19 protein-coding genes and 1 other RNA gene are annotated in these 22,980 nt (G+C 33.5%); 2 read left to right on the plus strand and 18 right to left on the minus strand.

The window, feature by feature from the left end; translation table 11 throughout:
- Positions 1-8: 8 nt before the first annotated feature.
- The 7 genes from alaS to M4L39_RS04130 form a co-directional block, all read right to left on the minus strand.
- Positions 9-2,639, minus strand: a complete 2,631-nt coding sequence (gene alaS / locus M4L39_RS04100) for an alanine--tRNA ligase (protein WP_277580877.1) — start codon at positions 2,637-2,639, stop codon at positions 9-11.
- A 354-nt stretch (positions 2,640-2,993) separates the two neighbouring features.
- Positions 2,994-5,390, minus strand: a complete 2,397-nt coding sequence (recD2, locus tag M4L39_RS04105; protein WP_277580878.1) for an SF1B family DNA helicase RecD2 — start codon at positions 5,388-5,390, stop codon at positions 2,994-2,996.
- A gap of 3 nt (positions 5,391-5,393) precedes the next feature.
- A complete protein-coding gene (locus tag M4L39_RS04110; RefSeq protein WP_277580879.1) occupies positions 5,394-6,059 on the minus strand; it encodes a tetratricopeptide repeat protein in 666 nt (221 codons plus the stop codon).
- A gap of 127 nt (positions 6,060-6,186) precedes the next feature.
- On the minus strand, positions 6,187-7,299 hold the full coding sequence (gene mnmA, locus M4L39_RS04115; protein ID WP_277580880.1) for a tRNA 2-thiouridine(34) synthase MnmA: 1,113 nt from the start codon (positions 7,297-7,299) through the stop codon (positions 6,187-6,189).
- Positions 7,300-8,442 carry a cysteine desulfurase family protein gene (locus M4L39_RS04120; RefSeq protein WP_277580881.1) on the minus strand — a complete coding sequence of 381 codons (1,143 nt, stop codon included), beginning with the start codon at positions 8,440-8,442 and terminating at the stop codon, positions 7,300-7,302. It abuts the gene before it with no gap.
- Positions 8,443-8,502: 60 nt separating this feature from the next.
- Positions 8,503-10,134, minus strand: a complete 1,632-nt coding sequence (sal, locus tag M4L39_RS04125; protein ID WP_277580882.1) for a Sal family ABC-F type ribosomal protection protein — start codon at positions 10,132-10,134, stop codon at positions 8,503-8,505.
- A gap of 68 nt (positions 10,135-10,202) precedes the next feature.
- Positions 10,203-10,346: a hypothetical protein gene (locus M4L39_RS04130; RefSeq protein WP_277580883.1), complete on the minus strand. Its 144-nt coding sequence runs from the start codon at positions 10,344-10,346 to the stop codon at positions 10,203-10,205.
- Between the two features lie 88 nt (positions 10,347-10,434).
- Here M4L39_RS04130 and M4L39_RS04135 point away from each other — a divergent pair, with 88 nt between their 5' ends.
- Positions 10,435-11,433: an LLM class flavin-dependent oxidoreductase gene (locus M4L39_RS04135; RefSeq protein WP_277580884.1), complete on the plus strand. Its 999-nt coding sequence runs from the start codon at positions 10,435-10,437 to the stop codon at positions 11,431-11,433.
- 98 nt (positions 11,434-11,531) lie between these two features.
- On the opposite strand, the gene M4L39_RS04140 is transcribed toward M4L39_RS04135, so the two are convergent.
- From M4L39_RS04140 to cymR, 3 genes are all read right to left on the minus strand, one after another.
- Positions 11,532-11,696, minus strand: coding sequence for a hypothetical protein (locus M4L39_RS04140; protein WP_277580885.1), 165 nt, complete (start codon positions 11,694-11,696; stop codon positions 11,532-11,534).
- Positions 11,697-11,732: 36 nt separating this feature from the next.
- On the minus strand, positions 11,733-11,915 hold the full coding sequence (locus M4L39_RS04145; protein ID WP_277580886.1) for a CsbD family protein: 183 nt from the start codon (positions 11,913-11,915) through the stop codon (positions 11,733-11,735).
- 136 nt (positions 11,916-12,051) lie between these two features.
- Positions 12,052-12,471: a cysteine metabolism transcriptional regulator CymR gene (gene cymR / locus M4L39_RS04150; RefSeq protein WP_002507427.1), complete on the minus strand. Its 420-nt coding sequence runs from the start codon at positions 12,469-12,471 to the stop codon at positions 12,052-12,054.
- A gap of 86 nt (positions 12,472-12,557) precedes the next feature.
- Between cymR and M4L39_RS04155 the strand changes: the two genes are divergently transcribed.
- Positions 12,558-13,835, plus strand: coding sequence for a replication-associated recombination protein A (locus M4L39_RS04155; RefSeq protein WP_277580887.1), 1,278 nt, complete (start codon positions 12,558-12,560; stop codon positions 13,833-13,835).
- 122 nt (positions 13,836-13,957) lie between these two features.
- On the opposite strand, the gene M4L39_RS04160 is transcribed toward M4L39_RS04155, so the two are convergent.
- From M4L39_RS04160 to M4L39_RS04195, 8 genes are all read right to left on the minus strand, one after another.
- A complete protein-coding gene (locus M4L39_RS04160; RefSeq protein WP_277580888.1) occupies positions 13,958-14,728 on the minus strand; it encodes a tRNA threonylcarbamoyladenosine dehydratase in 771 nt (256 codons plus the stop codon).
- 164 nt (positions 14,729-14,892) lie between these two features.
- Positions 14,893-15,083: non-coding RNA, 6S RNA (gene ssrS / locus M4L39_RS04165), on the minus strand.
- Positions 15,084-15,146: 63 nt separating this feature from the next.
- Complete coding sequence (gene aspS, locus M4L39_RS04170) at positions 15,147-16,913, minus strand: aspartate--tRNA ligase (protein ID WP_277580889.1); 1,767 nt, start codon at positions 16,911-16,913, stop codon at positions 15,147-15,149.
- Between the two features lie 12 nt (positions 16,914-16,925).
- Positions 16,926-18,188: a histidine--tRNA ligase gene (gene hisS, locus M4L39_RS04175; protein ID WP_277580890.1), complete on the minus strand. Its 1,263-nt coding sequence runs from the start codon at positions 18,186-18,188 to the stop codon at positions 16,926-16,928.
- A 331-nt stretch (positions 18,189-18,519) separates the two neighbouring features.
- Positions 18,520-19,392, minus strand: a complete 873-nt coding sequence (locus M4L39_RS04180) for an N-acetylmuramoyl-L-alanine amidase (RefSeq protein WP_277580891.1) — start codon at positions 19,390-19,392, stop codon at positions 18,520-18,522.
- Positions 19,389-19,841 carry a D-aminoacyl-tRNA deacylase gene (gene dtd / locus M4L39_RS04185; RefSeq protein WP_277580892.1) on the minus strand — a complete coding sequence of 151 codons (453 nt, stop codon included), beginning with the start codon at positions 19,839-19,841 and terminating at the stop codon, positions 19,389-19,391. Before dtd ends, M4L39_RS04180 begins: the two co-directional genes overlap by 4 nt.
- Before the next feature lie 13 nt (positions 19,842-19,854).
- Complete coding sequence (locus M4L39_RS04190) at positions 19,855-22,044, minus strand: RelA/SpoT family protein (protein ID WP_277580893.1); 2,190 nt, start codon at positions 22,042-22,044, stop codon at positions 19,855-19,857.
- A gap of 414 nt (positions 22,045-22,458) precedes the next feature.
- A complete protein-coding gene (locus M4L39_RS04195) occupies positions 22,459-22,977 on the minus strand; it encodes an adenine phosphoribosyltransferase (RefSeq protein ID WP_021339119.1) in 519 nt (172 codons plus the stop codon).
- Positions 22,978-22,980 lie beyond the last annotated feature (3 nt).

A 22,980-nucleotide genomic window follows, 5' to 3' on the forward strand; every position in this document is an offset into this window, starting at 1 on the left:
CACTGAAGTTATAGAGTTTTAATGTAATCTTTAATGAAACGTAATGATTCTGTGATATTTTCAGGCTGTGTTCCTCCGCCTTGAGCCATGTCAGGACGGCCTCCGCCTTTTCCACCTACAATAGGTGCCATATTTTTAATAATGTCTCCTGCTTTCACTTTAGCAGTTAATTCTTTTGGTACAGTGGCAACTAATGAGACTTTTCCATCTATGTTACTCACTAATACGATTACTGTATCCTGTAATTTTGATTTAAAATCATCCATTGTTTCACGAATTGCTTTGGCATTTGTGACTTCAACTTCTGTTGCTAAAACTTTCAAGCCATTTATATCTTCAACTTGGTCAGTGATATCACCCATTTTCAAGGCCGTAACTTCTTTATTTTTTTGCTCTAATTGTTTTTTCAGTTCTTTTTCATCAGTTTGCATTTGCATAACTTTTTCTAATACTTGCTCATCTGTTTTAACTTTAACCTGAGACTTAACAGCATTAAAGTTCTCTTGAACAGATTCTAAATAAAGGAATGCTGATTTACTTGTAAATGCTTCTATACGACGCACACCTGCACCTGTACCTGATTCACTAACAATTTTAAACAATCCAATTTCAGACGTATTATTCACATGGATACCACCACATAATTCAATAGAGTATGGTGCCATGTTTACAACTCTTACTACATCACCATATTTTTCACCAAATAGTGCCATAGCGCCTATTTGTTTAGCCTCATCAATTGGCATTTCTTGGATGTTAACATCGATGCTATTCCAAATTTCTTCGTTAACGCGTTGTTCAACACGATCTATTTCTACTTGGCTCATAGGACCGAAATGTGAGAAATCAAATCTTAAACGGTCTGCTTCCACCAATGAACCAGCTTGATTTACATGATCGCCTAACACTTCTTTTAAAGCAGCATGTAATAAGTGTGTGGCACTGTGGTTTTTCTTGATCGCACGGCGGTCTTCGTGATTCACGCTCGCAGAAACCTCAGCACCTTTTTTAACAGTTCCAAACTGAACTTCACCTCTATGTAGGTTTTGTCCATTTGGTGCTTTCGTTACTTCAGTCACTGCTGTCTCGAATTGTTCGTTACTAATTATACCTTGGTCTGCAACTTGTCCACCACTTACAGCGTAAAAAGGTGTTTCATTTAATACAAAATGAATTGCCTCGCCTGCTTCAACCGTATCTACTAATTCTCCATTATAGATAATGTCAGTAATCGTTGTTGCTTTCTCCGTAACGTCGTAACCTACAAATTTACTTTCTGTAGTTATTTTTTTCAATACTTCACTTTGGATTTGCATAGATTGAGAGCTTTGACGTGCTTGTCTCGCTCTATCTCTTTGTTGTTGCATTTCAATTTCAAAAGTCTGCATATCAACATTAAGGTTTTCTTGTGTTGCAATTTCTTCAGTTAATTCAACTGGAAAGCCATAAGTATCATATAATTTAAACGCATCTTTACCACTTATTTCTTGAGTTGAATCTTTAGCTTTTACAACTAAATTATTTAATATCGCAAGTCCTTCTTCTAAAGTTTCGTGGAAACGTTCTTCCTCTGATTTAATAACACGTTTAATAAAATCTGATTTTTCTTTCACGTTCGGATAATAAGGTTCCATAATATCCGCAACAATATCAACCAACTGATACATAAATGGTTCGTTAATTTCTAGAGATTGACTGAATCTTACAGCACGGCGTAATAATCGACGCAATACATAACCTCTGCCTTCATTAGCTGGTAATGCGCCGTCAGCAATTGCGAATGCTATTGTTCGTATATGGTCAGAAATCACTTTAAATGCAACATCATAAGCATCTTTTTCTAAATATTTTTTACCAGAAACTGCTTCAACTTCATGAATAATAGGCATAAACAAATCAGTTTCATAATTTGTACGCACATTTTGGGCGATAGAAGCCATTCTTTCTAGACCCATACCAGTATCAATATTTTGGTTTGGTAATGGTGTATAAGTATGATCTTTATTATGGTTAAACTCACTGAACACTAAATTCCATACTTCTAAAAAGCGTTCATTTTCTCCACCAGGGTAAACTTCTTCTTCAGGATCATCGTGACCAAATTGATCGCCACGGTCATAGAATATTTCAGTGTTTGGACCAGATGGACCTTCACCTATATCCCAGAAATTACCTTCAATACGGATGATTCTACTTTCTTCTAATCCCATTTCTTCATTCCATATTCTATATGCTTCTACATCTTCAGGATGAACTGTGACATAAAGTAATTTTGGATCCATTGCCATCCATTTTTCACTTGTTAAAAATTCCCACGCAAATTGGATTGCTTCTTTTTTAAAGTAATCGCCAATTGAGAAGTTTCCTAGCATTTCAAAGAACGTATGGTGTCGGGCAGTAAAGCCTACATTTTCAATGTCATTGGTACGAATCGCTTTTTGTGAATTCACTATGCGAGGTTTTCTAGGTGTTTCTCTACCATCAAAGTATTTTTTCAATGTAGCAACACCAGAGTTAATCCAGAGTAAAGAATCATCATCAATAGGGACTAACGGCGCTGAAGGCTCAACCATATGTCCCTGTTCAACGAAATAATCAATAAAACTTTGTCTAATTTCACTAGCTTTTAAGTTTTTCATCCTTAAAATTCCTCCATCTCAAATCAAGTTATAACAGTTATAAGAAAAAATTGAAAATAAAAAACGCCCATCCTCATAAAAGGGACGAACGTTTCGCGGTACCACCCTGGTTATAAGCATTAGTAAATCTATTTCTAACTAAATTTTAAAGATTTACATATCAGACCAATAGTTATTCTTAAAATTTACTAACTCACACTTATCACTTAATTAGTTAATATTTATACTGACATAAAGTAGCGTTCAACTGTATTATCTGCACTTTCCACCGACCAGTACATCTCTTTTTGTCTAACACAGCCTACTCACCTTTATGCTAAGTTAATTATATTGTATTTACTTTCGTTACTAATGTCAATCTTCTACAAAATCATATGGGGAAATCTCTCCCATGTTGATCATAGGGTTAATTTTAAAGATATTATCTTCAGTCAAAATAATATCTGCATCTATTGTTTTACTTATTTCAATACTATCTTCAACATCTTCTGTTATTTCGTTATTGAAATAACTTTTCAGAAATGTACATAATTGAGTCATTCTCACTTGACCATGCGTTTTTAACCCAATATCAAATGCTTGTGGGTCACCTAAAAATATAAGCGATTGCTTCGCTCTGGTAAGCCCTGTATATAAGATAGGTTTTTGTAACATCCTAAAATATTGTTTGACCATTGGCATAATGACTATAGGAAATTCAGAGCCTTGAGACTTATGAATTGATGTGCAATATGCGTGTGTTAATTCTAATAAATCTTTTCGTACAAATGTAATTTCATTGCCATCAAAATCAACAACAAGTATGTCTTTATTTAACGCATTTTCTTTCGCCCAAAATATGCCTACGATTACTCCGATATCACCATTAAAAATATTATCACTTGGCCGATTCACAAGTTGTAAAACTTTGTCGCCTTTTCTAAAAACAACATCACCAAATTCGATTTCTCGAGTATCTTTATCTTTAGGATTCAGTATATCTTGCAAGACAGTGTTCAATTTTTTAATACCTGCCGAACCTTTATACATAGGGGCTAATACCTGAATATCACTCATGTCATATCCTTTATTTACCGCACTTGTCACTACTTTCTCAACTACTATTGGTATTTGTTCAGTAGTACATTTGATAAAGTTACGATCATGGAAACGCTGTGTAATATCAATCGTTTCGCCCAATTTCATTCTATGTGCCAACTCAATAATGCTAGAACCATCTTGTTGTCGATATACTTCCGTTAAATTAACACGTGGGATGACTTTTGAATCAATTAAATCTTTGAACACCTGTCCAGGACCAACAGATGGTAATTGATCTTCGTCACCTACTAATATAACTTGTGCGTCTATAGGTACTGCACTCAAAAATTGATGGAATAGCCATGTATCAACCATCGACATTTCATCAATAATAATAAGTTTTGCAGATATTTCATTATCTAATATGTCTTCAGGTTGTGTATCTTGATTCCAACCAATTAGTCGGTGTATCGTCATTGCTTCTAAACCTGTAGATTCTGCTAACCGCTTCGATGCTCTGCCTGTAGGTGCAGCAAGCACAACTGGATAATCATCATTTTGGTAATCATCATAATTTAATGATAACCCATGAATCTCTGCATATAATTCTACAATACCTTTGATTACTGTCGTTTTACCAGTACCAGGACCACCGGTTAACAACATAATTTTAGTATTGATTGCAGTTTGTAGCGCGTCTCTTTGGGAGTCGGCATATGTTACTTCATTACGATTCTCGATTTCACCAATTTCAAGCAATAATTCTGATTGCTCAATTTCTTTTAATTTATTTGTATGCGTAAAATTACGATATAAGTTTTGAACACTCTTTAACTCTGAATAGTACAAACTTGGTATTGCAACTTCATTTTCTTGTTGGATTAATTTCGTGTCATTTACTAAATCTTGTAATACATTTATAAGTTGTTGTGCATCAATTAGCTCTGCTGGTGGTTGAGACAACATATCTTGTGTCATTTCCAGAACATTATTTGTAGGTAAATAAGTATGTCCTTGTTTAATACATTCTTCTTCTAAAACGAATAGTAAACCAGCTTTCAGTCGTTCATCATCATTAAATTGAATACCCACGTTGCGCGCTAAGGTATCTGCTTTATTAAAACCGATGCCTTTTACATCATAAACCAATTGGTATGGTGTATTTTCAACAACTTTAAGCGTCTCACCTAAATAGGCTTGATATATTGCCATTGCGAGTTTCGGACCAAACCCTAAATCGTGGAGTCGTATAATGATTTGTTCTGTTTCTTGATTACTAGCGATTTGTTCTGCAATTTGCTTTTGTTTATTCTTGGGTAGACTCGGTACTTTTTCTAAAACAGCAGGGTCATTTAATATATCGCTAATGGCATTTTCGCCTAACTTATTTACAATGTTTTGTGCCGTTTTCTTACCGATACCTTTAAAAAGATCACTGGACAAATAACTAATAATTGCTTCTTTTGTTTGTGGCAACTCTTTTTCAAACGTTTCAGCTTTAAGTTGTTTACCGTATTTTGAATGTGTTACAACTTGACCCTTAAACGTATAGACATCACCTTCAGCAATTTCTGGAAAAAACCCTACAATTGTAGGCATTGAATCGAAATTTTCGTTTGTTTCAATTGTATCTACTTTTAAAACCGTATAAAAGTTTTCTTTATTTTGAAATAAAATGGCATCCACGGTTCCTTTAATCATTGAGTTATTAAACAATGTAGGGTCTTCCATTAGTTATTCCTCCTCTGCTATAGTTTTAAAAGTTTTGATTGCGTGTTGACTCATCACATGTTCTGGATTAGCCTCTACCGCACGTTCAAAAATTTGAATGGCTTGCGTTGTATCTTCAGTTTGCATATAAGTTGCTAAACCTAGATTATATAAAGCATCTGAGTGCTTCTTATCTAATGTTAATACATGGTTCAATTGAGTGATTGCTTGTTCAAACATTTCTAAATGACATAATACCAGACCATATTGAAATTGAACTTCTACATCATTACGCTCATCTTGTTCTGCAGCAGTCATTAAGAATGGTAACGCCTCTTTAAATGCCTCTAGTTGATTAAATGACATACCAATCATATAATTGGTATCTACTAAATCTACCTTGTATTTTAAAGCTTGCTGATATAGTTTGATTGCTTCACTGAATCGTCCTTCATTATAATATACATTGCCTAAATTATAATAAATCGCCCCATTTTCCGGATCGAGTGTTATCGCTTTTTGAAAAAACTTTTCAGCCTTCTCAACTTCACCCGCTTCAGCAATTAAAATACCTGCGTTTATGTAATTTTCAACTTCTTTAGGATTTTCTTCAATATTTGCAAATAATGCTGTTAATGCTTCTTCAATATTACCTTGTTTAATTAATTTATATATTTGTTCTTGATCCAATTTAAACCCTCATTTCTGACTATTTATTATAACATTTGCTTGTCTTTTTGAAATCATATTTTAGAAAAAGAAATCGTTAGTTACTATAATATATAGCTTACTAACGATTTCTAAGTAAAATGTATTATTATACGACGTAACTTAACTGACCTGATTCTTTGAAGACATCATCAATTGTAGCGCCGCCTAAGCAAACATCACCATCGTAAAGTACGACAGATTGACCAGGTGTGATTGCACGAACTGGTTCAGCAAATGAAACGCGAATTGCATTGTCATTTTCTTTTTTAACAAATACTTTAGTATCTTTTTGACGATATCTAAATTTAGCAGTACATTCAAAACCTTCTTCTAAATCAACTGTATTCACAAATGAAATATCAGAAGCGATTAAATAGTCACTGTATAATGCATCATGGTGGAAACCTTGTTCTACATATAACACATTGTCATCTAAGTTTTTACCAACTACAAACCATGGGTCTCCATCCCCACCAATACCAAGGCCGTGGCGTTGACCAATTGTATAGTACATTAATCCTGCGTGTGTGCCAATTTTATCCCCTGCTAATGTAACCATATCACCAGATTGAGCTGGTAGATATTGAGATAGAAATTCTTTGAAATTACGTTCTCCTATAAAACAAATACCTGTAGAATCTTTCTTTTTAGCAGTAGCTAAATTTTGTTCTTCAGCAATGCGACGTACTTCTGACTTTTCAATATCACCTATTGGAAACATAACGCGAGATAATTGATCTTGCGATAATTGATTTAAGAAATAAGTTTGGTCTTTATTATTATCGACCCCACGTAACATTTCGACATGACCATCTTCATGACGTCGTACGCGTGCGTAATGACCTGTTGCAACATAATCTGCTCCAAGTTTTAATGCATGCTCTAAGAAAGCTTTAAATTTAATTTCTTTATTACACATTACATCTGGATTAGGCGTGCGTCCTTTTTTATATTCATCTAAGAAATAAGTAAACACTTTATCCCAATATTCTTTTTCGAAATTAACAGCATAATAAGGTATACCGATTTGGTTGCATACGGCGATTACATCGTTATAATCTTCTGTAGCCGTACAAACTCCATTCTCATCAGTATCGTCCCAGTTTTTCATGAATATGCCTATGACATCGTAACCTTGTTCTTTTAATATGTGTGCCGTTACAGAACTGTCTACGCCACCTGACATACCGACTACCACACGTGTATCTTGATTTGACAACTATATTTCCTCCTTAAATTTGTGATGAATTTTGTGTATTTCCGCAGTTATATATTTAATCTCTTGCTCAGTGGTTTGTTCATTAAAGCTAAATCTTACAGAATGTTTTGCGCGTTCTTCATTACCATACATTGCTACTAAAACGTGCGATGGTGTCGTTGTACCTGCTGTACATGCAGAGCCGGACGAGACATATATATTAGATAAATCCAATAAAGTAAGCATTGTTTCTACATCAACGAAAGGCAAATATAAATTAACGATATGCCCTGTCGAATCAGTCATAGAACCATTCAATTCAAATGGAACAGATCGCTCTTGTAATGTAACGAGAAATTGATTTTTCAAATTCATTAAATGAACATTATTATCGTTTATATGATTGTTAGCTAAAGTCAAAGCTTCAGCTAATCCTACAATTTGCGGGAGATTTTCTGTACCTGCTCTTCGTTTTGCTTCTTGTTCTCCACCTAATTGTGGAAATTGCAATATTGTTTCATTTTTAATTAATAACGCACCTACACCTTTGGGGCCTCCAAATTTATGTGCAGTGATACTCATGACATCTATATTAAATTCATGAAAATCTATTTCAAGATGTCCTATCGCTTGGACTGCATCAACATGAAACAAAGCGTTAGATTCAGCTATGATGTCGTCAATCTCATACATAGGTTCAACTGTGCCTATTTCGTTATTAACAAACATGATTGACACTAAAATTGTTTCGTCCGTGAGTGCTGCTTTTAATTGGTCTAGTTGTATTAAGCCTTCATGATCCACATCTAAATATGTCACTTCAAAGCCTTCTTTTTCGAGTTGTTCAAATACATGGAGTACGGAGTGATGTTCAATTTTAGATGTAATGATGTGTTTACCTTTATGTTGATGTTCGTACGCAATACCTTTTATTGCAGTATTATTAGATTCAGTAGCGCCACTCGTGAATATGACTTCACTTGGCTTAGCCTTAAATATCTTCGCTACAGTTCTACGCGACTCATCGAGATACTTTCTTGCATCTCTACCCATACTATGAACAGAAGATGGATTACCATAATGAACGCTATAAACATCCATCATTTTATCTATAACTGCTTGTTTGACTGGTGTTGTTGCAGCATAATCTGCATATACTTCCATGTTTGACACTCCTAACAATTTTATCAATGTTCCAATGATAGCACCAACTAATCAAATTTTCTAGTTGTCTGTTTCAAAATGTCCACTTTCATCAATTGTTTTGTAATCATCTAATAATTTCAAAGTATCATCGGTATTTGACTTACGATATTGATTGAGCGTTAAATTATGAAGTTGTTTATTGGATACTTCCCAATGTGTCGCTGTGAATTGTGATTGTAAGTACTGGTCATGTGTGACTATGAACACTTGACCACTAAAACTATGAATCATATTCATAATCAAGTCCTGTGTTGCGATATCGAAATAATTTGTCGGTTCATCTAAAATCAATAAATTTGGACTTGAGAAAAATAATATTACAAACTGTAACCTACTTTTCTCTCCCATTGATAAATAAGCAATGGGTACACTAATTTTCTCTTGGTCAAAACCAAATGAAGCTAAAATCGTTTGGGCATGACTACGTGTCATTCCTTCTAGAGCTAACAACATATTTAAAGGTGTTTCTCGGTACGTTAAATTATCATTTTGTTGATTGAAATAACCTATTTTAAGTGAAGGTGTAATATGGATAAAGCCTTGATCAGGTTTTATTTTTTGTCTAATCAAGCTGATTAATAGTGATTTTCCACTGCCATTGGGTCCAGTAAGTAAAATGTTTTCATTATTCTTAATTTCGAAATTCGCTTGATTATAAATACAAAGATCATTTATTGAAATACTGAAATCTTCTAACCTCAATAAATAACGTTTACGCATGTTTTTATGCTGTTCAAAATGAAACTTTCTATTATCTTTTTCGGGTTCTTCGATATTTTTTTCGTTTAATTTTTGATTTAATTGTGATTCTTTTACTTTTGATTTTTGTGCTAATTTACTCAATCGCTTTTGCATAGAGGGATCGCGGACACTCGTTGTTTGCTTAGAAGCAGCGTGCCACTCTTTAACTCTTTGGATAGTATCCTCAAGTTTTTTAACTTCCTGCTGTTGTTTTTCATAAGCATTCGCTTGTGTTTGGAACTCTAAATCTATAATTTCTTTGTACTGGTTATAATTACCGGTAAATTTCCTTGTATGTGTTCGGTTTATCTCTATGATATGACTAGCAGTTGCATTAATGAAGCCACGGTGATGAGATACATAAATCATCGTATGCTTTGATTTATTCATGTGAATAATCAAATCATTAAGCATAATTTGATCAAGATGATTTGTTGGTTCATCTAATAGAACTAAATCTTTTTCTGAAATAATTGAACGTAATAATGCGACGCGTGTTTGTTGCCCCCCGCTTAAAAGACCTATTTGTTTGTCTAAATCAGTTTCAGTTAAATTAAAAAAATTTGCCTGTGTTATAATTTTTTGCTCTAATTCATAACCATTATAAGCTATATAATCAACTATTTTTTCATAGTTATACGTTATTTCTTTTTTTAATTTTAATATTTCTGGAAATAAAGATAAAATGAATTCCATTCCAGTTTCATTATAATAGTCTGTCATATCTTGTTGCATAAGGTATGCATTATCTCTATATTTTAAGTATATTTCATTCAATAAAGTCGTTTTCCCTACACCATTATCACCCACGAGCGCTACGTGTTCTCCCGTTTCAACACTTATATTCACGTAATTTATCAGCATTTTACCATATTTTTCAAATGGTTTTTGAACATAATAAAAAGACATATCAATTTCCTCGCTTCCAAGGATATGAAATGCCATAAATATATACTGCAATCAATATATGTGGTTACTTAATAATAGCTCATATTATTTACGACATGGACGTATCCTGTAACTTTTTCTTTTAAATGTAATTGTATTAATTTGTTCTCTTGATATTTATCCAATGTCTTCATCGCCTTAATTAAGCCACCTAACGTTTTAATTTCATTCATTATAACAATGAGCAGTTTCTTACGCAAGTTTTATAACGACTGTTATACTTCAATATAATAACAATCACTAAGGAGGACAACAATAAACATGTACAATTTAAAATTATCAGCGCTTAATCTTGTACCTATTCGAGAAGGAGAAGATGATCAATCTGCGATTAAAGATATGGTTAAATTAGCTCAAAATTTGGAAACGTTGGATTATGAGCGATATTGGATTGCAGAACATCACAATGCACCAAATTTAGTAAGTTCTGCAACTGCTTTATTAATCCAACATACCTTAGAGCATACATCTAAAATCCGAGTGGGATCGGGAGGTATTATGCTACCAAATCACGCACCATTAGTAGTTGCCGAGCAGTTTGGTACGATGGAAACGATATTTCCAGAACGTGTAGATTTAGGTTTAGGACGTGCTCCTGGTACTGATATGATGACAGCAAGTGCATTACGCAGAGATCAACATAATGGCGTTTATGAATTCCCGGAAGAAGTTGAACAACTCGCTAAATATTTTGGTCCAGGTAACCAACAAGCATATGTTCGTGCTTACCCTGCAGTAGATAAACATGTACCACTTTATATCCTAGGTTCATCTACTGACTCTGCTCATTTAGCAGCACGAAAAGGACTTCCTTATGTATTTGCTGGCCATTTTGCACCACAACAAATGAAAGATGCGATTGATATATATAAAGATTTATTTGAACCTTCCGACGCACTTAGCAAACCTTATGTCATCGTTTGTTTAAATGCCATTGTTGCTGATAATGATGAACAAGCTGAATACTTATCAACGACCCAAGCACAAGTTATGGTCAGTATAACTAGAGGTAGAATGCAACCACTTCAACCACCTACTGATGATTTAAAAGGCATTTTAACGCCTACTGAATTTGAAGTTGCGCAACAACGTATGCGCTCATCTCTTATCGGCTCAGAAGAAACTGTAAAAAATAAAATTAAAGCATTTATAGATGAACATGGTGACATTGATGAATTAATGGCTATCAGTTATATTTATGATCAAGAAGCTCAACTTGATTCTTACCGTAAATTAAAAAATGTAATAGATACGTTGTAAATTTCAAGCTAATGAAATGTTAAAATCCCAATCTACATAGTTGTAGATTGGGATTTTAAGTATTTTACAAAATGGTTTATTTAAAATTTAAACAAAAATTATTTTTCGTCTTTTTTGTCTTCATCTTTTTTATCGTCACTGCCACCAGTGAATTTATCAATTTGTTCTGAAGCTTGTTGTGCTTTTTCATTGTCAGAACCTTTTAACTTTTCAGATACAGTTTTTGCAGTGTTTTTTGCTTTGTCTAAGAAATTTTCAGCCATAGTAATTACTCCTTTGAAAGTTAATTAAAACTTCACTTATTTTTTAAATTTATCAATAGCGTCATTCGCTTTATCTTTTGCATTTTCTACGAATTCTTTAGCTTTACCAGAAGTTTTATCTTCCTTGCCTTCGCTTTCTAAATCTTTATTGTCAGTTACATTACCGACTGTTTCTTTTACATTACCTTTTGCTTGTTCGAATTTATTTTCATCTGCCATGTAAATTACCTCCTTAGCAATGTATATAAATTAAATACCACTAATTATTGTGTCTAAACATGATAAAGAAAATAAATCCAATATTTTCATTAAAAGAAATCGTTTTGAACTATAAAATTATAAATTATATTTCATTTTAAATATAAAACATGTAACCGTCTAAATCATCAGTCTCTTTAAAATCAGCTAAATATTGTAAAGTTGTATTATCAAGTACTTCTCTTACAGCATCTCTCATTCTAATCCAAAGTTCTTTTTGTGCAGGTGGCTCTGATTCAATACTTTCTACAAACGTAATTGGACCTTCTAATAAACGTATAATATCACCAGCTGTTATTTCTTCCGCTGGCACTCTTAATTGGTAACCGCCTTTTGCACCACGAACACTTCGAATTAACCCAGCATTCCGTAAAGGACCGACTAATTGCTCTAGATATAGATCACTTAAATTATTTTCTTCTGCTATAGATTTTAATGATACGCATCCTTGACCTTGTTTTTTAGCTAGGGAAATCATTAATGTTAACCCATATCTTCCTTTTGTTGAAATTTTCATTATATTACCTCACTTAATTCGAATACTATATATTAACATTCTATCATTTTTTACGTTAATATAGAATTAGAAAGGTGTGACAGATTGTGACGAACGAACCACTTGCATCAAGAATGCGTCCGAATAACATAGATGAAATTATTTCTCAAAAACATTTAGTAGGTCCAAAAGGGATTATTAGAAGAATGGTTGAAACGAAAAGATTATCTTCAATGATATTCTTTGGCCCACCTGGTATAGGTAAAACAAGTATTGCAAAAGCGATATCTGGCAGTACGCAATTTAAATTTCGACAGCTCAATGCTGTAACAAATACAAAAAAAGATATGCAGCTAATTGTTGAAGAAGCTAAAATGTCTGGACAAGTAATTCTACTATTAGATGAAATACATCGTTTAGATAAAGCTAAACAAGATTTTTTACTGCCACACTTAGAAAATGGAAAAATTGTTTTAATTGGCGCGACAACATCTAATCCTTATCATGCAATTAATCCTGCTATACGTTCGAGAGCTCAAATTTTCGAATTATATCCATTAGATGACGATGATGTCAGAGTGTCATTAGACAGAGCAATTAATGATGCTGAACGTGGCCTCGCTACTTACAATCCAATTGTTGATGATGAAGCAATGACTTACTTTACCACACAAAGTCAAGGTGACGTAAGAAGCGCTCTCAATGCTTTGGAATTGGCTGTATTAAGTTCTAAAGTTACTGATGATAATAGACATATCACACTAGAAGATGCGAAGGATTGTTTGCAAAAAGGTGCTTTTGTAAGTGATAAAGATGGTGACATGCACTATGATGTGATGAGTGCTTTTCAAAAATCAATTAGAGGTAGCGATGTCAATGCTGCATTACATTATCTAGCACGCTTAATTGAAGCTGGTGATTTACCAACTATCGTTCGACGTTTGTTAGTGATTAGTTTTGAAGATGTCGGATTAGCGTCACCAGCAGCTGGTCAACGGACATTAGCAGCAATAGAGTCAGCTGAACGTTTAGGTTTCCCTGAAGCTAGAATTCCTTTGAGTCAAGCTGTAATTGAACTTTGTTTATCACCTAAATCTAACTCAGGTATTTCAGCTATTGATGCTGCCCTATCAGATATACGTAAGGGTCATGTCGGTCAGATTCCAGACCATTTAAAGGATGGTCATTATGCAGGTGCTAAAGAATTGGGTCGTGCAATCGGATATAAATATCCGCATAGTTATGACAGCGGATTCGTTGCACAACAATATTTACCTGATAAACTTAAAAATAAAATTTATTATGAACCTAAAGCAACCTCTAAAAGTGAACAGCAGTTTAAATCTGTTTATGATAATATTAATCGCTCACAAAACAAGAAATAAATCTGAAATATGACTCAGTATAATCAATAAAAGGTAGCTCCCAAAAACTGGAAGCTACCTTTTTAAAATAATTATTGCTGAATTAGCATTTACTTTCAAAGCGTAGTGCATTTATATCACTTTTATTTTTTGTCTTTAATACGAGTAACGGGAATATTTTTTAGAATATCGTTGATTACATAACCCGCACTGATTAATCCAACTACACTCGGTACAAAAGCATTTGAAGATGGGGGCATTTGACCTTTTCTCGTTGGTGCATTAGCATCCCCCACCGTATCTTTAACATCTTCTCTAATTACAATCGGACTTTCATCTGAAAATACAACAGGAACCCCTTTATGAATGCCTAATTTTTTTAATTTACGTCTTATAATTTTAGCCATAGGATCTGTATGTGTTTTAGAAATATCTGCAACTTCAAAACGTGTTGGATCAATTTTATTGGCAGCACCCATACTTGAAATCACTGAAATGCCTCTATCTAAACATTCCTTCATTAAGTGTACTTTATAAATGATTGTATCACTTGCATCTACAAAATAATCAATATCATACTCACTGAACAATGCTTCATAAGTCTCTTCTGTATAAAACATATGCAATGATGTCACTTTACAATCAGGATTAATTAATTTAATACGTTCTTCCATCAAAGTTACTTTACTCTGACCAATCGTAGTAGTAAGCGCATGCAATTGACGATTGACGTTGGTGATATCAACATCATCTTTATCAATAAGAATGATATGACCAATATTTGTACGTGCTAAAGCTTCAGCGGCAAATGAACCAACGCCACCTACACCAAGCACAACAACTGTCTTTTCTTTTAATAATTCTAAGCCTTCTTGTCCATAGGCTAATTCATTTCTAGAAAATTGATGTCTCATCTAAATACTCCTTATTATTAATAATATGCCATAACAAAACTATTATAACATTAACATATATTTATATTTACAAAATGCATTATACATCTTACATTATTTGAATTAATAACATTCATATCTTAAATTTCAGCAAAAAAATACGCAAGACCGAAGTCTTGCGTACGATAGAGTCCGTTAGTGCCGTAGTTATAAAGTGCTTGATCATTCGGCCTGCTTAAAACAGGTGGGTGCCCTGTTTCTTGTTTTGCAAGTCCTCCTAATGAGGCGTGTGCGCTGCAAGAAAACCCATTGGGCTCCCGGATCAAAGAGTGTTAGGCCCAAATATGAAGCAAACTTACGAACACTTCAGATGACTATCTTATGTGAACATCATAACACATAATCACAAATTAGCAAGAATTATTACTTCTTACAATAATTAATGTCGAATACGTAATGAAAGTTCTTCTAATTGATTTTCTGACACTTCACTTGGTGCATCTGTTAATAGACATGTCGCAGATGCAGTTTTAGGAAAGGCAATTGTATCACGTAAGTTTGTGCGATTAGTTAATAACATAACTAAACGGTCTAATCCTAATGCGATACCGCCATGCGGTGGTGCACCATATTTAAACGCATCTAGTAAGAAACCAAATTGTTCTTTTGCTTGTTCGTCTGTGAAACCTAAAACTTCGAACATTTTGGCTTGTAAATCAGCATCATGGATTCTGATAGAACCCCCACCCAGTTCATAACCGTTTAAAACAATATCATATGCATTAGCTTGAACATTCTCAGGCTCAGTACTTAATTTTTCAATATCTTCTTGTTTTGGTGAAGTGAATGGGTGATGCGCTGCAGTATAGCGTTTAACATCTTCATCATATTCAAGCAATGGCCAATCTGTAACCCATAAGAAATTCAATTTTGTTTCATCTATCATATTTAATTCTTTAGCAAGTTTAAGGCGTAAAGCGCCTAAACTTTGTGCAACAACACTTGGTTTATCTGCAACGAATAATACTAAGTCTCCTGCTTTCGCTCCAGTTAGTGACTGTAACTTTTCAACGTGATCATTTTCGAAGAATTTAGCGATTGGTCCATTTAAACCATCATCTACAACTTTTACCCACGCTAAGCCTTTAGCACCATAGATGTTTACAAATTCAGTTAAAGCATCTATGTCTTTTCTTGTATATTTATCAGAAGCGCCTTCAGCAACAATTGCTTTAACTTGACCGCCTTTATTGATAGCATCTTTGAATACTTTAAAGTCCATAACTTCGCCAAGTTCTGAAACATCGATTAATTCCATGCCAAAACGTGTATCAGGTTTATCTGAACCGTAACGCCCCATAGCTTCATTATATGTCATTCTTGGGAATGGACGTGGTACTTCAATGTCTTTCACATCTTTAACAACATTTTGTAACATTTCTTCGCCCATATCCATCACATCTTCTTGGTCTACGAAACTCATTTCAATATCCACTTGTGTGAATTCTGGTTGACGGTCAGCTCGTAAATCTTCATCACGGAAACATTTAACAATTTGATAGTATTTGTCAAAACCACTGATCATTAATAATTGTTTAAATATTTGTGGTGACTGAGGTAAAGCATAAAATTCACCACCGTGCACACGCGATGGTACTAAATAGTCACGTGCACCTTCTGGCGTAGATTTATTTAATACAGGTGTTTCTATATCATAAAAACCTTCTTGGTCTAAGTATTGTCTGATAGAACGTGTTGTTTGGTGTCTCATTTTAAATGTTTGTGCTAGCTCTTGACGTCGTAAATCAAGGTATCTATATTTTAATCTGATATTTTCATCTACATTTTGGTTTTCTTCATTCAAAGCAAATGGAGGAGTCTCAGATTTGTTGATAATTTGAATGTCTGAAACTTGTACTTCAACTTGCCCAGTTTCAATTTTTGGGTTTACAGTTTGAGGATCACGTTGTTTAACGAGCCCTTTAACTTCTACCACATATTCTGATCTAACAGTTTCTGCAATTTGTAATGCTTCTGCTGAAAAATCTGGGTTAAATACGATTTGAACATAACCTTCACGGTCACGTAAATCAACAAAAATTAAGCCACCTAAGTCTCTACGGTTGTGTACCCAACCTTTTAATGTTACTTCTTGGTCTAATAACGATTCAGTTACTAAACCACAATAAGTTGTACGCTTACTCATAATATCTTCTCCTTAATTTTTGAAATAATTAACCATTTCATCTAATTTAATAGTTTCAGTTTCACCTGATTCCATATTCTTCACATTAATTTTATTTTCTTCTAACTCTTGCTCACCAACAACAATTGTATATTTCGCATTTAATCTATCTGCTTGCTTCATTTGGCCCTTAACTTTACGTTGTAAATAATCTTTATCTGCCTTCACACCATTTTTACGTAAATCATTTAATAGCTTTACAGCATAACGATCCGCTTTATCGCCCATTGTTACAATAAATAAATCAAAATCATGGTCAGCATTAAGTTCAATTTGTTCTTCCTCTAATGCGAGTAACAATCTTTCAATGCTCAATGCAAACCCTATACCAGTTTGGCTTGGTCCATCTAATAATTCTAATAAACCATTATATCGTCCGCCACCACATAATGTAGTTATCGCACCATCATAGTTAGGGTTATCCATCATTAATTCAAAAGCAGTATGTGTATAATAATCTAAACCTCTAACTAAATTCGGATCTTCTACGTATGGAATACCTAAATCATCTAAATGTTGTTTTACTTCTGAATAATAAGCTTTTGATGATTCATTTAAAAATTCCGTAATACTTGGAGCTGTTTTTATTTCTTCTTTGTCTTTATCGATTTTACAATCTAAAATCCTCATTGGATTTGTGTGTAAACGGGATTGACAATCACTACAAAAATGCTCGATTACAGGTTCGAAATGATTCACAAGTGCGTCATTATATTCTTTACGAGAATTTATATCACCAATACTATTAATCACAAGTTTTAAGTGTTTCAACCCAAATGACTGATAAATATGCATTGCCATAGCTAGTACTTCTGCGTCTACGCCTGGATTTTCAGCACCAATAGCTTCTACACCAAACTGCGTGAATTGACGATATCTACCTTTTTGTTTTCGTTCATAACGGAACATTGGCCCGTTATAATATAATTTAATAGGTTGGTTCGGAATACCTTGCATTTTATTTTCTATATATGAACGTACAACTGCTGCTGTACCTTCTGGACGCAACGTAATATTTCGGTCACCTTTATCTTTAAAGGTATACATTTCTTTTTGAACAACATCCGTTGAACCACCTACACCACGTGCAAACAATTCAGTACTTTCAAAAATTGGTGTACGAATTTCTTCGTAATTATACAACTCCATGAGTTGATCTAATTTCGCTTCAATATAACGCCATTTCTTTGTTTCTTCTGGTAAAATATCTTGAGTCCCTCTAGGTATATTTATCATAGAACCTCTCCTTTTAAGCAATAAAAAAACCCTTGCATGACTAATAGTCATACAAGGGACGAATTTCCGTGTTGCCACCCTAATTGGTTATAAATATTTAAATTTATAACCCACTTCATACGAATAACGTTCGTTACACGGCTTTATTTTTCAAAGCACCTTTTCTTGTGTTAAATTTCTAAATTACTAAGCATAATTTTTCAGCCAGGAATTATGTCTCTTCGCATTGTTTAAATGTTACCATTTCGTTTAGAATTTTCAAGAATTATAGCGGTTTTAATATAGAATTCATACTTAATAATAACGAGTTTATGACTAATATGCAACCTTTTTATTCTGAAAAGTATGCACGTAGCCCATCAACAACTGCTTTTTCTACAATATGTCGATGTAATTGGTCCTTAATCATATCTTCATCTGTAGGATTACTAATATAACCTAACTCTAATAATACTGCTGGTACATCTGTTTGTCTCAATACTTGGAAGTTTTCTTGTCGTGCGCCTTTATTTGTTAGTAATGCTTTTTTTTGTAAGCTCGCACTCAATGTCTCTGCTAATGCTTTTTGGTTTTTTTTATACCAATAAACGGTACTACCATTTGCTTTAGCTGACTTTAATGAATCATTATGTAAACTAATATAAGCATCACCTTTAATGTTTCTATCGCTAAGACTGACATATTCATCTGAACTACGTGTCATATTCACCGTTGCACCTTCTTTTTCTAAAAGTGCTTTAAGCTCTTGAGCGGTTTTTAAAGTATATACTTTCTCTTTACTATGTTTTTTTGTATTACTTGATGCCCCCTGATCACGTCCACCGTGACCAGGATCAAGTACTATTATCTTATCTTTCAAAGGTTTAGCATTCTTGTTAGCATCTGCTTGAATATTTAAATTCGTATGCCAACCTGCCACCCAACCTTTTTCATTATTACCGGATTCTACTTCAATCCACTTACCAGATTTGCCAATTTTATGGAAACTTTGCCCTTTTTCGATAGAATTAATTTCTGGATAAACAGCGCTAGGACCTGTTCTTAATTCTGCATCTTCAGTAATATAAATCGTACTACTGTTTTCATCATTATGATTTAAGAAAGCAATAATCATAATAATAAAAATGATAAATGCTACTACGACAATAAATGTGGGGATATTTCTGAGATTATGTTTTTCTAACCAAGTATCGAGTTTTTTCATACTATTTTGCCATCCTGACTTTCATAAATCACTGTTACAGGCCCATCATTAGCAATATTCACTAACATATCTGTACCAAATTCACCTGTTAACACATTTATTCCATAAGAACGTAATGCTTGATTAAACATTTCATAATATGCGTTTGCCTGTTCTGGAGGCATAGAATGAGAAAAGCCTGGTCTGTTACCCTTTCTAACATCTGCATACAAGGTGAATTGTGAAATAGATAAGATATCACCTTCAACTTGTTGAATATTTAAGTTTAACTTTCCATCGATATCTTCAAATAACCGTGCATTCACAATTTTTTTAGCTAATGCTAAAATGTCAGCCTCTGTAGATGTTTTACCAACACCAACAAATAGGCAAAAACCTTTTTTTATTTTATTCTCTATATTTTCATTAGAAACCGAAGCTTCCTTCACTCTTTGTACGACTATTTTCATGTATGTTGCACCTCTAATTCCAAACTCTTGTGACAGTATATACATCGCCGAGTTGTTTAATCTTGTCTACAACTTGGTAAACTTCATTAACATTTTTCACCATAACACTAATATTAATTACAGCATTTTTATCTATATCTGATTTACCAGATACTTTAACTAAATTACTTTTAGTCGAATTTACAGCCTGTAATACTTCATTTAAAAGCCCATTTCTATCGTAAGCAGAAACTTCTAAATCTACTTGATAACGTTGAGTAGCATCATTAGAACGTACCCATTCTACGTGAATCAAGCGGTCTTTTTCACTTTTAATATTAGGACAATCTGTTCTATGTACTTTAATGCCATGTCCTTTAGTGATATAACCAACAATATCATCACCTGGGATTGGATTACAACATTTTGATAATTTTATTAAAACATTTTCAATACCTTCAACATAAACGCCACTATCCGTTGTAATGTCATCTTTAATAGGTACTGATTTAGAAATTTCTTGTGCTGAATTCAATGCTTTTTGCTTATCTTGGATACGTTGCTTTTCAGTCAATTTATTCACTATTTGTAAGGCGGTTACACCACCAAAACCAACTGCAGCAAATAAGTCATCGTCGTTAGCAAAATTGTATTTATTATTTACTACGGCAATGTTTTCTTCATTTAATACTGTGTCTACTCTAAAACCTTGATCTTTTATTTCCGCTTCAATCATAAATTTACCCTTTTCAATGTTTGAAGAACGGTCTTGTTTTTTAAAGAAACTACGAATTTTACTTTTAGCGCTTGATGATTTAACAATTTTCAACCAATCTCTACTTGGGCCGTAAGAATGTTTACTGGTTCTAATTTCAACAATATCTCCAGTCTGCAAGACATAGTCTATAGGTTCAATTTTACCATTTACTTTTGAACCTATCATTTTATTACCGACTTCACTATGGACTGCATATGCAAAATCGATAGGAACTGCACCATAAGGTAATTCTACAACGTCACTTTCGGGCGTAAATGCATATACTTTATCACTTTGTAAATCAAATTTAAGTGTTTCCATAAATTCTTCAGCATCCGATGTAGTATTATCTGTTTCAGCAAACTCTTTAATCCAATTTAATTTTTTATTAAAGTTTTGTGCTTTCTCAGTTACTTTTTTGCCTTCTTTATATGCCCAGTGGGCTGCTACACCATGTTCAGCAATTTCATGCATTTCAGAAGTTCTAATTTGTATTTCAAGTGGATCGCCATTTGGACCAACAACCGTTGTATGTAATGACTGATACATATTTTGTTTTGGCATCGCAATGTAATCCTTAAATCTACCGGGCATTGGTTTCCAAAGTGTGTGTACTAAACCCAGTACAGCGTAGCAATCATTAATAGAATTCACGATGATTCTAACGGCTAACAAATCGAAAATTTGATCAAACTGTTTCTTTTGTTTAACCATTTTTCTATATATACTATATATGTGTTTAGGTCGTCCATTGATATCGCCAACAATATTCATACTAGACATATCTGCTTGTATACGGTTTATAGCATTTTGAATATAATCTTCTCTTTCACTACGTTTTTTCTTCATTAAATTAACAATTCTGAAATATTGAACGCTATCAATGTATCTAAGCGCTGTATCTTCCAATTCCCATTTAATGGTATTGATACCTAATCTATGAGCCAAAGGTGCATAAATTTCGAGTGTCTCTTTAGAAATTCTAATTTGTTTTTCCCTTGGCATCGGTTTTATCGTCCGCATATTATGTAAACGGTCTGCCAATTTAACTAAAATCACACGTACATCTTTAGCAATTGCGATAAATAGTTTTCGATGATTCTCCGCTTGTTGTTCTTCTTTAGAACGGTATTTAACTTTTTTTAATTTTGTTACACCTTCTACAATAACTGCAATTTCTTCATTGAACATACCCTGAACATCATCAAATGTATATGGTGTATCTTCGATTACGTCATGTAAAAACCCTGCAACAATTGTTGGTCCATCTAAATGCATTTCAGTTAATATGCCAGCAACTTGAATTGGATGCATTATGTATGGTAAACCATTTTTCCGAAATTGACCTTCATGTGCCTCATAAGCAATATGATAACTTTTCAACACATATTCATAGTCTTCTTTTGACAAATATGATTTGGCTTTGGATAGTACTTCATCAGCACTATATGGATATTCATTGTTCACTTAAGACACCCCTATACTAAATATTAATCGCTATTAGATACCCAGTATTATATTTCGTTGCTTTATCTAATTTTATTTAACTACGATTGTAACGTGTTTTCATTTTATTAGGTCAAATTTTGTATAATAGTTATATGATACTACATGTTATTAAATAAATAAATGAGTTCATGCGAGTATTGAGAAAATAAAGTTTATTTTAAATATTATATAGCGTGTTCAAGTGTATGTCATTCATAACAAAGACACATTTTTTGAAATATCGCTAAAGAAAAATGAAATAGAGTAAGAAAAATTCTCAGATAACTATCCAATGATGGATTCTATTATAATAAATTAAGTATATTTTAAATAAAAAAGAAGCTAGGACATAAATACATGTCCCAAGCTCTTTTGTTAGCTTACTATTAGATTTTATTCGTCGTAAGAGATTAAACTCATTACATCGTAATCTTCTATTTTTTCAATACCATTAAGATATTTAAGTTCAATAATAAATGCAATACCTACAACGATACCACCTAATTGTTCAACAAGTTTGATTGCCGCTTCAATCGTTCCACCTGTAGCTAATAAATCATCCGTAATCAAAACACGTTGACCAGGTTTAAGCGCATCTTTGTGCATTGTTAATACATTTGTACCATACTCTAAATCATATTCATAGCGAATTACTTCTCTAGGTAATTTGCCTTCTTTTCTAACTGGCGCAAAACCAATACCCATTGAATATGCTACTGGACAGCCTATAATAAAACCACGTGCTTCTGGCCCGACTATAACGTCTACATCACGGTCCTTAGCATAATGAACAATTTGATCTGTAGCGTAACCAAATGCTTCGCCATTATCCATAATTGTTGTAATATCTTTAAAGTTAACTCCAGGCTTTGGCCAATCTTCTACTTCCGACACATACTGTTTTAAATCCATTCA

Source organism: Staphylococcus equorum (assembly GCF_029531845.1).
Classification (GTDB): domain Bacteria; phylum Bacillota; class Bacilli; order Staphylococcales; family Staphylococcaceae; genus Staphylococcus; species Staphylococcus equorum_C.